The organism is Nostoc sp. LPT (assembly GCF_017115165.1).
In the GTDB taxonomy this organism is placed as follows: Bacteria; Cyanobacteriota; Cyanobacteriia; order Cyanobacteriales; family Nostocaceae; genus Nostoc.
In genome coordinates this window covers 113,846-125,755 of record NZ_JABXKF010000024.1, presented here as the reverse complement: position 1 = coordinate 125,755, position 11,910 = coordinate 113,846, and the positions used below count along the sequence as shown (strand labels likewise).

The following is an 11,910-nucleotide window of genomic DNA, read 5'->3' as shown; positions in this document are numbered from 1 at the left end:
CTATCCCACTAGTAAATTTTCTTCAGGATAGTGAATTCTGCTAGGGCGGGGGTCTCCTAGTACAGCAGACATCAGCAGTAAAATACCTACTCTTCCAACGTACATAGTGACAATTAAGAGCAGCTTTGCTGCTGTAGAGATACTTCCTGTAATGCCTGTAGAAAGCCCTACCGTGGCGAAGGCTGATACTACTTCAAACAAAATTTGAATAAAATCTAATGTTGGATCTGTGAGGCTAATTAAAATGGTGACTAAAATCACAGTCGCTACCGAACCCACCAACACACCTACAGCTTTCAAAATTAAAGTTATTGCTATTTTGCGATCGTACAATAAAACTTCTTCTTTTTCCTGGAGAATTGCTTGAGTGCAACTGGTCAAAACTCTCAAGGTCGTTGTTTTCATGCCTCCTCCCGTACCACCGGGACTTGCACCAATAAACATTAGCGCAATTGTAATAAATAGACCAGCAGTGGTCATTTTGCTAATATCGATGGTGTTAAAACCAGCAGTTCTGGGAGTAACTGATTGAAACCAAGCTACTAATATCTGGTCACGTAAATTTAGAGAACCAAATGTTTCAGCGTTTCTAATTTCTATACAGAAAAACGCTATTGTCCCGATTGCTAATAATATAATGGTTGTGCTGGTTGCAACTTTAAAATCAAGTGATAACAATTGCTTTTTAAGAGATTTTTGGAAAATGCGATCGCGCAACCAAAGATACATTTCTAAAATTACCTGATAGCCAATTCCTCCAAAGATAATTAACATAGTGATGGTGAAAACTACTAAGAAGGATGACTGATAACCGATTAAGTTATCTTTAAATAAACTAAAACCAGCATTATTCCAAGCATTGATACTATGAAAAATTGCTAGCCACAGTCCTTGATTCCACCCATACTCTGGAACAAAAGCTAGTAAAAGTAAGAAGACTCCAGTAATTTCAAAAATTAAAGTCGTGGCAATAATTGAACGGATAACTTGGGAGCTACCACTCATCCCTGGTCGGTCTAAAGCTTGTTGAATGGCAATTTTTTGCCGCATATCAAACTTACGGCCAATGAGCAAAATCAGAAATGTGGTGGTTGTCATGTAGCCCAACCCGCCAATTTGAGCTAAAAGTGCAATAAATAACTGACCCCAAAAGGAAAAATAAGTACCAGGATCGACTACTGATAAACCGGTGACACAAACTGCGGATGTCGAGGTAAATAGTGCCACAATCAGGTTATTCCATGTACCAGAGCTAGTTGAGAAAGGCATCATCAACAGGATAGTACCAACAGCAATGACAGTCAGAAATCCCAAACAAATTGTGCGAGCGACAGTCATAATTAATTCAAAATGTCAAGATAGTTAGCGAGAAAATTGTCAGTAAGGGCGACAATGGAATGAACTTTTAAGCACTTAAAAATCAGAAAAATAGTTCATTTTATCGGCACGCTGGCAACAAAATAATCAATTTTTCATTACTAGAACCCTTGATTTTTAAAGCTCTTTGGAGAATGAAACAACCTTGCACTATATAGGTTGTCTAAAAAAGTCCATCTGCCAAAACTAGATGCTCCCTCTCGGTTTACCTTCCTGGAAGTAAAAATACCCTTATTTAATTAAAAACATACATGGTAGCCTACCAATATGTTTTTTTTGAATTCTACTTCGTCTCAATACTACTTTTTTCATGAGTGCAACACTTTACCAGCAAATTCAGCAGTTCTACGATGCTTCTTCTGGTCTGTGGGAACAGATTTGGGGAGAACACATGCACCACGGCTACTACGGGGCTGCTGGTAGTGAAAAAAAAGACCGTCGGCAAGCGCAAATTGATTTAATTGAGGAATTGCTCAATTGGGCGGGGGTACAAGCAGCAGAAAATATCCTCGATGTGGGTTGTGGTATTGGTGGCAGTTCTTTATATCTGGCAGAAAAGTTTAATGCTAAAGCTACAGGAATTACTTTAAGTCCTGTGCAAGTTGCCAGAGCATCGGAACGCGCAACGGAAGCGAATTTGAGTCTGAGAACTCAGTTTCAGGTTGCCAATGCTCAAGCAATGCCCTTTGCTGATAATTCTTTTGATTTGGTTTGGTCGCTGGAAAGTGGCGAACACATGCCAGATAAAACTAAGTTTCTCCAAGAATGTTATCGGGTATTGAAACCTGGCGGCAAGTTAATTATGGTGACTTGGTGTCATCGAGCGACTGATAATTTACCACTGACGGCAGATGAGGAAAAGCATTTGCAGGATATTTATCGGGTGTATTGTTTGCCTTATGTAATTTCTTTACCAGAGTATAAAGCGATCGCCCGTCAACTTCCATTAAACAATATTTGCACCGCCGATTGGTCAACCGCCGTCGCCCCCTTTTGGAATGTAGTCATTGATTCGGCGTTCACTCCTCAAGCGCTTTGGGGCTTACTCAATGCCGGTTGGACTACCATTCAAGGGGCGTTATCACTGGGGTTGATGCGTCGCGGTTATGAGCGCGGGTTAGTTCGGTTTGGTTTATTGTGCGGGAATAAGTAGAAACGTTCTTTGGGAAAAGACTGCGCTGTTTTATTACAGCGCGATCGCACTACAATTTAAGAAATTCAATGACGGCTAATGACACGGATGTACTTGTAGAGACGTTGTATTGCAACATCTCTACATACTAGTAAATCTCATCAATACCTTAACTAAGCAGTAAGGAATAAGAGTTACAGCCGTAGTCACTAATGTTAGGAAAGTGTTTATCGCTCAAAGCCTTGATAAAACTGGGTTTTTACTCAGCACTCAGCACTCAGCACTCAGCACTCAGCACTCAGCACTCAGCACTCAGCACTTTGCTATACAGAGAGTTCTTGCCTAAGTGATAGCTTAGATAAAGGAATTTAGCGTGATTTTATTCAACGACTGTTATCGAAGCTCCTTCGTTTGATGGAGGTATAGCGGGTAATTCAAGACAGTATCCAGCACCATACACTGTCTTGATATAGCGGGGATGGCGAGGATCTGGTTCTAGCTTGGTTCGCAAGTGGCGAATATGGACTCGAATCGTTTCTATGTCATCATCAGGATCATAGCCCCAAACTTCTCTGAGGATTTCGCTAGGAGAAACCGTTTGACCGTGGCGTTGCAATAAGCAGTGAAGTAGCTCAAATTCCAAGTGAGTCAATTTCACCGTCTCGTTGAACCATATCGCCTCAAATCTTTCGGGAACCAGGGTGAGTGAGCCATAGTTGAGAATCTCACTATGCTTTGCGGCTTGGGGAATCCGGTCAGTACGCCGCAAAAGTGCCCGCACCCGCGCCAGCAGTTCTTCAACTTCAAAAGGTTTGGTGAGGTAGTCATCTGCGCCAGCATTGAAGCCTTCCACCTTGTCCTGAGTTTGGCTCAAAGCTGTCAACATTAACACGGGAATCTCAGAGGTGCGATCGTCTCGGCGCAGGCGTTGGCAAACGGTAAACCCATCTACCCTGGGCAACATCAAATCGAGCATGATCAAGTCTGGTTGTAGCTGGAGAGCCAGTGCTTGACCTTTGATGCCGTCTTCAGCTTGACTAACATCGTAGCCAGCCATTTCCAAGTTGACGGCAACTAGTTCTGAAATCGCTGGGTCATCGTCTATGACAAGAATCCTCGGCATTCTTAAAAAATTATTACTACTTATTAAGGATAATTAACAACCTTTGATAGATACAAAGATTTTTAAATCGATTCTAAAAAAGATTTTAAATCTTACATAAATATTAAGATTAAATGACTGTGAAATCAAGACTCAACTAAACGAAATCTTATAGTCTATGATGTGTTATACTCCTGCCTACAATCCGTCTTGGTTTTTACAAAACGGTGTAATTATGACTGTACACACCGCTTTGTGGGGAAGCCGTTACTGGGAAAGTACTAATCAAAACCCAGAACCGTCTTATCAGGAAAAAATCTTTATAGGTGGGCAAGGTGTGCCAATTTTTGGCTTGGTTGCCATTCCTGAAAATGCTCATAGCACAATTATTGCTACTTATGGTATTACTGGAGAGTTAAAGACAGAATGGTCTTTGCGAGTGCTAGGACGTAAAGCCTACGCTCAAGGCTACGCTGTAGTGTTATTTGATTGGCGTGCCCACGGTAAAACCGCCGACTTGTCTCCAACTCTGACTTCCGATGGTCTGTATGAGGGAGAAGATTTTATTCGCATCGCCGCCGCTGCTAAGGCAATGGGATGTCCAGGAAAATTTTGGTTTACAGCATTTTCTTTAGGAGGGCAGTTGGTGCTATGGGCGCTGAAAGTCGCTAGTGAAGTGATTAGAGAGCATGAGGATTTAGGACTAGAAGATAGCGACATTGGCGGTGGTATGGTGATTTGTCCCAGTTTGGATTCTGAGCGATCGCTATCTTATCTAGTCACAAAGCCCTTCGGCAGATATTTGGAAACCCAGATTGCCCGGAATTTAAAAAAACTGGCATGGCGAATACATGATGCCCATCCTGGAAGCATTGACCCAGCAGCGATTGAACGGGCAAATAGTATCTGGGGTTTTGATAATGAACTGGTAATTAACCGATTAGGTTTTCCTTCTGTGGAAGCATATTACCAAGCTAGCAGCGCTCTACAAATATTGCCGCAAATATCAAAACCGACTTTGATTATCTACGCTGCCGATGACCCACTTTTTGACCCAGCCATCATACCTGAATTGCAAGATGCCTGCGATCGCAATCCCGTAATAGATTTGTTGCTCACCCGTTACGGCGGTCATGTTGGCTATATGAGTAGCAAAAATTGCCAGCGCCAATTACAAGACCCTGACCCTTGGTGGGCATGGAATCGGGTTTTACAATGGTTGGAGCAACAGCGTAATTCGTAATTTATTTTGGTTTCAGAATGAATGTATTGTCGCCAGTCCATAATTACTAATTTTTCATAGAAAAGGTAATAATTAAGATTATAACTTTCAGAGAGAGCTTTTCCAGATACCGTGAAAAGTCAGAATCAAATTGGATTACTATATAATACAAATTGTTAGTTATTCTGTCTATCAACATCTTTTAATTATGTTTATTTCTAATTTTTTTACGCCAAGCAATTAGTGGGCTTTCAAAACAGAAAAAACCTATTGCTGAAAGAAATGTAGAAAATAGTAGCATTATCAAAATACATTTTAAGTTCCAGTGTATCCCTAGTTTCTCAAACTCAAAAACAACCAAATAATGAGATAAAAATAATCCGTAAGATAGATTTCCTAATAACTCATCTAAATATGTTTTTTTGATTTTTATTAATAAAGGTATAATTATAATTCCTAATATTAATCCTATTAATACTTCTCGATTGTAGGGCAATATCAAACGAGGAAATAAAAAAGTTGCTGCCAATAATAAACATGAAAAAATTAATGTATACTTTACTGGCTGATTTGTAGTAATATTGTTATTCTTGTGTAAAAAACTACCACAAAGAAATATAAATATTGTTCCAAATATTAATCTATAACCAAAATAATCTGTGTTAATAATTCCTAAATAAGCCATCAAGAAAATTATATATGATAACAAAAAAAATACTTTTTGTAATTTATATATTAATAAAAATGGAATTAAGATATAAAAACATCCTTCCAGACCCAGCGACCATGCAGGTGGAATAATCATAAATTTGTCTCCTACCCAAGGAGTCATATAAAATCCCATAGGTATTATCAAAAGATTTTGTAATAATCCAATTTCTGTAGGTTTACTAAGAAAAGGTGAGTTTAATCCAAAGATAGAATAAATAATTAAAACTGCTATTATGTTAAATAAATACTGTGGATAAATTCTCAAAATTCTATCGAGATAGAACCAAACAATTTTTTTAATATCCAAATAATTTTTAGATATCAAGGCTGTCATTACATATCCACTTATAAGTAAGAATGATATTACTGCTATCACTCCAGGGTTTAAGCTGTTTATAAGTACTCCTGCATGACTTATAGCAACAAAGATTGATAACAAAAAACGATAGATTCCCATTAGACATCTCTAAAAATAAAATTACCTAGTGTTATTTTAGTATAATTAAGTAATAAATTGTTTTTAGAACATGAGTAAATTATTTAAATACATGGAAAAATATCCAAAATCCAGCAAGTTTTTGATCTGGCGTGAGGATAAAGATTTTAAACAATTATTAACTCAAAGTGATGCACTATATGAGGAAAAAGAATTACATACAAAAATTCCGAATTATAATGTAAACACCAATAAAAACCTAATCAAAGTTAATCTCAAACCAAATTTTAAATTTAATTATAAATTATGAACTACGAATTATAAACTACGAATTATTATGACTGCTATTCATCATCTCTGGCTACCTACACCAACAAATTTAACTTTGCTACCGGATGAGATTCATATCTGGCGCATAGACCTTGAGCAACCAGAAACACAACTGCAAAATTTAGCAGCAATTCTTTCCAGTGACGAAACAGCTCGTGCTGAACGGTTCTATTTTCAGGAACATCGGCAGCGTTTCATTGCTGGTCGTGGTATTTTGCGAACTATATTAGGTCGCTATTTGGATATCCAGCCGTTACAAGTGCAGTTTAATTATCAACACCGTGGCAAACCAGTATTAGCAGATACATTTGCCGATAGTGGACTGGCGTTTAACTTGTCTCATTCCCAAGGGTTGGGTTTGTGTGCGGTGAATTGTACCCGCCCAATTGGTGTAGACCTAGAATATATTCGCCCGATGTCTGATTTGGAAGCTCTTGCCAAAAGGTTCTTTTTACCGAGAGAATATGAGATGTTGCGATCGCTATCTCCCAACCAACAGCAAGAAGTATTTTTCCGTTACTGGACTTGTAAGGAAGCTTATTTAAAGGCAACTGGAGACGGACTATCCCAGTTAGAGCAAGTTGAAGTATCGCTGACTCTCACAGAACCAGCCAAGTTACAGATAACTGAAGACTGGAGTCTTTTTGAATTAGTACCTGCTAACAATTATGTTGCTGCTATTGCTGTAGAGAATTTTGGCTGGAACTTAAAATGCTGGCAATATTAATGTTGATTAAGGTCATCTCCTGGGTGAAACAAGAGACATTTTGTGGACAAATGACAAATGACAACCAGCTTACTTATCTTCCTGCATATTTCGTACAATTTTTGTCACCAGCTTTCTGGGTACAAATCTGACACTTTTTGCAAGTAATTTATTCATAAAGCCAGGAATCGCAATGGTTTTGCCCTTCATTAAGGCGTGAAAACCAATTTCGGCTACTGTTTGTGCATCCATCATCCTCTTACCCTTGAGCAACTTAGAGTCAGCCATTCCGGTTCTTTCATGAAAGGCAGATGCAGTTGAGCCTGGGCAAAGAACTGTCACAGTGACACCTGTACCTTCTAATTCATTAGCGATCGCTTCTGAAAAAGATAAGATATAAGCTTTAGTCGCAAAATAAACTGCCATCAAAGGTCCTGGTTGAAAAGCAGCGGCTGAGGCAACGTTTAATATTTTACCCTCACCTTGCTTTACCATGCCCTTCACGAATAGCTTAGTTAAATGGGTGAGGCACACCAAATTTACCTGTAGCATTTCCAGCTCAGTAGCTAGGTCTGTTTGGTGAAATAATCCATAAATCCCAAATCCGGCATTATTTACCAGGACATCAACATTTATATCGGCTTTTTGCAACTCTGTAAAAATTTCTTCAGGAGCCGTCGATATAGATAAATCCTTAACAATAGGTTTGACAAAAATTCCAAATTCTTCTTGGAATTTAACAGCAATTTCTACTAGCTTTGGCCCATTTCTGTCTACTAAGACCAGATTATAATCATGAGCAGCAAAAATACACGCTAATTGGTAGCCAATTCCACCAGCTGACCCAGTAATAAGAGCAGTTTGTTTGCTCTGTCCTTGATGTGTTGTGTTCATGTAAGAATGTTGATGAATTCAATTTGATGAAGCTGCGTTGCATTTACAGTCGTTCTCGTTCTACAATTAAGTATGCGTAATATCTCAACTGACGAGAAATGTCTTGAGTTATTACCCTTTCAAATGCTTGTGTGATGCCTTGGATAGATGTAGCAATCCGAACGCAAATTTAGGATTTATGCATCGAATAAGTTGGGCATTAAAGAAGTTCAGTTATTTCAAACTACTAGCGTCTGGCTTTTGATTACTCACAAAAGCCAGCAGGTAAAATAAAACTTTTATGCCCGATACTAACCATTCTATCCTCAATTGCTTCTGTCAAGAGTTGAATTCTAAAAATTTACATTATTGGGCATAAAAAAACAGGGCAATTATATTGCCGCTGTTAGTCTATAAGTTGTTGCTGGCATCTGAAAAATTGGCTATTCAGTAGTACTGAGTTTAAAACAATGGACTAAATAAAATTATTTTGTAGTGGAGCCAGTGCGTTGTGAAGGTTCCTCACACTCGATAGCGTAGCGTTACCATTAGCGAAGCGGTAGCGAGTAATCGAGCGTCCGTAGGAACGTCTGACTTGCTAACGCTGCGTTATCCCTTGTCGCAACTGGCGTTGTGTTACAGCTTCTGTAACGCACCGAAAATATCTGGGACGGTGCGTTAAGTTCCTAACACATTCTACGCAATTTTTGAGTTTCTAAGCGATATTTAAGAAGCCACTTTGAATCAAGTACGCGGTGTAAGTCATAAACAATTGAGAGTTAATTGGGGGACAAACAATAGAACTACCTGCTAGTGCATTTAGAGTATCTTGGCAGCTAATATGAGGTCTTCTAGCTTGCAAGTACAAATCAGGAATAGTCAGTTGTTCATCAGACCAGCGTTCTAGTAAAAATGGTCGCAGAGTGTATAAAGGATTGTCCACAGAAGACACATTATTGATTAACTCTGCTTGCCATTTTTCATAGGGAATCATCTCAACTGAATAACCAAATGAGCGTATCCACTCAACTAACATTTTCAAAGCAGCAGGTTGCGGATGTTGTAAATTGAAAGCTTTACCTATGGATTCTTTTTGACGTGATAGATAAACAATTGCTTTACTTACATAGTCTACAGGGGACATATCCAACATATAATCTACATCAGGGAAACTTCCCATTTGTAGACAACCCTTGGTCATCAGATTGATAAAGTCATGTGTGTTACAAATACCTGTTTTACTATCACCGGAAATCAGTGGTGGTCTATGGATAGTTACAGGAAGTCCACGGTCACGAGCAATTTTGACTAACTTTTCAGCTACCCATTTAGTTTGTGAGTAACCAAGATAAATACCTTCCCAATGATTGAATTCATCTTGTTCTTTGACAACCTTACCAGCATAGGCAGTGGATTCAAAAACAGCCACACTAGAAACATAATGTACAGGCTTGACTTTAATTTGACATGCCAATCTCAAAACTTCTTGAGTGCCTAAAACATTGGCTGCCTTCAGTGCTGAGTAGGGAAAAACATAATTCAACAAAGCACCACTATGATAGATAGTATCAATATTGGCAGCTAAAATTTGAAACTGTTCAGAGCCGACACCTAATAATGGCAGAGATAAATCGCCAACAATAGGAATAATTCTGGAGTTAAATTCCTCCTGCCAAATTGCATACTGTTGCAGATTATTTTGGAGTTTGCTTTTGCCTTCTTCAGTATTGGCAGCACGCACTAAACAATAGATATCGGCATTGGTTTCTTGTAGCAATTCCCGGATGATAAAAGCTCCTAAAAAGCCTGTTCCTCCAGTTAAAAAAATGTTCTTGGGTTCACCCACAAGCACATTAGATGCAGCGCCGGGATGGATGGTAGGGTCAAGAACAGCCTCGGCACTTAAATCTAGAACAGAGGGTGCAGCATTGGCATTAGAAGCTGTCACCCCTCTATCTTGAACTGGTGAACCTTCTTGCACTTCCTCAGCTAAACGCTGTGAAAGAGCTTCAATATTTGGGTAATGCCACAGGAGCAATGGAGACGGTTGAAATCCTAGTAACTTTTCTAATTTACTTACTAGAATCATTGCTTGGGCTGAATCCAAACCATAGTTTTCTAAATGTTCTTTGACATCTATTTCATCAGTTGCGACTCCTAGCAAATTAGCTAAGTTAGATATCAAAAATATTTGAATATCCTCTGCTGTAAAAGACTGTTTTATAGCCATTTTAAACCTCCACTAATGTAGAACGAACAGGGTGATACTGACTGTAATAATCGGAAGTTTGCAGTCCTTGAATTTTCAAATTTTGGACACGATACAAAAAGGCTGCACCAGTCATAATTTGATTAGCAACATCAACTACACCACGATTATTTGGTTCAGAAAGGTAAGAACCGCGTACCCAGTCATTGAAACCGCCCATTGCCGGGCCACACCAAATTTGATAATCGACTTCTCTACCTTTTTCACCAGAACTAGACCAGCGAGAAGATAATCCTAGATACCAGCGAAAAATCAACGCCATTTTCAGTTTAGGATTATTAACTGCTTTCCCAAGTTTCTCAGGATTCTTTTGGGACAAATAAGCAGCAGTTCCTTCCCACACTTGTGCAATAGTTTTGCGGAAAACTTGTTTTTCTAATTTCTCTCTTTCTGCTAAAGGAATTTCTTCAATGGAATCATAAGCGCGATAGAGTTCAAATAACTTCTGCGCTCGCATGGGGAACATTGTACCCCGTTTGAGAACTTGTAATTTAACTCCCATTTCAAACATATCTGCTGCTGGGGCCATAATCATATCAGCCATTTCTGCTTGAGCTAATAACTTTTTGGTATGTTCACAAGCCCCAGATTCAATGCATGATTGATTAATGGAACCAGTCATTATATAAGCAGCACCCATCATAAAGGCTGCTAATGCTGATTGTGGTGTACCAATTCCCCCTGCAACTCCGATTCTAATGGGTGTTTGATAATGATATTGTGCTTGAATTTCATCGCGCAAAGCAATAATAGAAGGTAACACACAAACCAGGGGACGATTATCTGTATGACCCCCAGAATCAGCCTCGACGGTAATATCATCAGCCATTGGAACTTTAGCTGCAAGGGTTGCTTGTAACTCAGTAATTAATCCTTGTTCCAGAAGTTCTTTGAGTATTCTCGCTGGTGCTGGTTGCAGAAATTTAGTAGCAACTTCTCGGCGAGAAATTTTGGCAATGACTTTATTTTTGATTTCAATTTGATTGGCATTATTCAAACCCAATCCAGCAACACGGTAATAAACAATGTTGGGGGTCAAGTCGAGAAATGCAGATGCTTCTACTGTTCTCACTTGATATTTGAGATATAAATCCACAGTCCGGCGTTCAATCGCAGGTTCATTAGGGCTGTGAATTAAATTAAATGCATAAGGGCCTTGAGGTAAAGCTTGTTGAATGCGATTTATGGCTGCTTCTAAACGTTCTAGAGTTAAACCACCTGCACCAAAGGAACTCAAAATTTGCTCTTTTCCGAGTGCAATGACCATTTCTTCAGAAGCAATCCCGCCAGCCATTGCGCCGGTCACGTAGGCATATTTTACTCCATGAAAGGAGAGAAAATTCGGATCTCCAAACTGTTGAATGCGGATTGGGGCTGCAAATGTTAGCAGTTCTACTTGTGCTGTTGTGCCATTATCACCAGGGGATAAATACCCCTCATTCGTGACACCGATTTTTCCGGCAACTTTCACGATGTAGCAGGGTTTATTTAACACCATCAATTTATCTTTGATGGTTTGTTTCTCAAAAGATACAGTTTCTAAAGAACCTTTCCAAACCTGGTTTTTGTTATAAGACCAGGCGGAGAAATTAAGGCCATTATCGTGTTTACTTAGTACCGTATCTACGGTTGTCACAGCAGTTATCCCTCGGATTATGATTACTAAAAAAGGGGAGTGGTGAATAGGGAATGGGGAAGAAATGTTTACCTTTTACCAGTTAACCTTTCCCCTTCCCAAAGGTCATTGATGGT

Annotated in this window: 10 protein-coding genes; 4 read left to right on the top strand and 6 right to left on the bottom strand. The window is 39.1% G+C overall.

Features of this window, described 5'->3' with window-relative positions; all coding sequences use genetic code 11:
* On the bottom strand, nt 1-1,338 hold the full coding sequence (locus tag HWQ58_RS05230; RefSeq protein ID WP_292858671.1) for a TrkH family potassium uptake protein: 1,338 nt from the start codon (nt 1,336-1,338) through the stop codon (nt 1-3).
* 349 nt (nt 1,339-1,687) lie between these two features.
* On the opposite strand from HWQ58_RS05230, the gene HWQ58_RS05225 reads away from it, so the two are divergent.
* The gene (locus tag HWQ58_RS05225) at nt 1,688-2,530 is read left to right on the top strand and encodes a methyltransferase domain-containing protein (protein ID WP_292858668.1); all 843 of its coding nucleotides are present in this window, start codon (nt 1,688-1,690) and stop codon (nt 2,528-2,530) included.
* 358 nt (nt 2,531-2,888) lie between these two features.
* Here HWQ58_RS05225 and HWQ58_RS05220 read toward each other — a convergent pair whose 3' ends face one another.
* Nucleotides 2,889-3,632, bottom strand: coding sequence for a response regulator transcription factor (locus HWQ58_RS05220; protein ID WP_292858665.1), 744 nt, complete (start codon nt 3,630-3,632; stop codon nt 2,889-2,891).
* A gap of 157 nt (nt 3,633-3,789) precedes the next feature.
* Here HWQ58_RS05220 and HWQ58_RS05215 point away from each other — a divergent pair, with 157 nt between their 5' ends.
* Complete coding sequence (locus HWQ58_RS05215) at nt 3,790-4,854, top strand: alpha/beta fold hydrolase (RefSeq protein ID WP_292858662.1); 1,065 nt, start codon at nt 3,790-3,792, stop codon at nt 4,852-4,854.
* 181 nt (nt 4,855-5,035) lie between these two features.
* Here HWQ58_RS05215 and HWQ58_RS05210 read toward each other — a convergent pair whose 3' ends face one another.
* Entirely contained in the window at nt 5,036-6,001 is a 966-nt protein-coding gene (locus HWQ58_RS05210; RefSeq protein ID WP_292858659.1) for an acyltransferase, read from the bottom strand.
* Nucleotides 6,002-6,071: 70 nt separating this feature from the next.
* Between HWQ58_RS05210 and HWQ58_RS05205 the strand changes: the two genes are divergently transcribed.
* Complete coding sequence (locus HWQ58_RS05205) at nt 6,072-6,290, top strand: hypothetical protein (protein WP_292858657.1); 219 nt, start codon at nt 6,072-6,074, stop codon at nt 6,288-6,290.
* Between the two features lie 27 nt (nt 6,291-6,317).
* On the top strand, nt 6,318-7,037 hold the full coding sequence (gene hetI, locus HWQ58_RS05200) for a 4'-phosphopantetheinyl transferase HetI (RefSeq protein WP_292858654.1): 720 nt from the start codon (nt 6,318-6,320) through the stop codon (nt 7,035-7,037).
* Nucleotides 7,038-7,106: 69 nt separating this feature from the next.
* Here the strand turns inward: hetI and HWQ58_RS05195 are convergent, their stop codons facing one another.
* From HWQ58_RS05195 to HWQ58_RS05185, 3 genes are all read right to left on the bottom strand, one after another.
* Complete coding sequence (locus HWQ58_RS05195) at nt 7,107-7,910, bottom strand: SDR family oxidoreductase (protein WP_292858651.1); 804 nt, start codon at nt 7,908-7,910, stop codon at nt 7,107-7,109.
* A gap of 694 nt (nt 7,911-8,604) precedes the next feature.
* A complete protein-coding gene (locus tag HWQ58_RS05190; protein ID WP_292858649.1) occupies nt 8,605-10,119 on the bottom strand; it encodes a thioester reductase domain-containing protein in 1,515 nt (504 codons plus the stop codon).
* Nucleotide 10,120: 1 nt separating this feature from the next.
* Complete coding sequence (locus HWQ58_RS05185) at nt 10,121-11,794, bottom strand: PfaD family polyunsaturated fatty acid/polyketide biosynthesis protein (RefSeq protein ID WP_292858646.1); 1,674 nt, start codon at nt 11,792-11,794, stop codon at nt 10,121-10,123.
* Between the last annotated feature and the right edge of the window lie 116 nt (nt 11,795-11,910).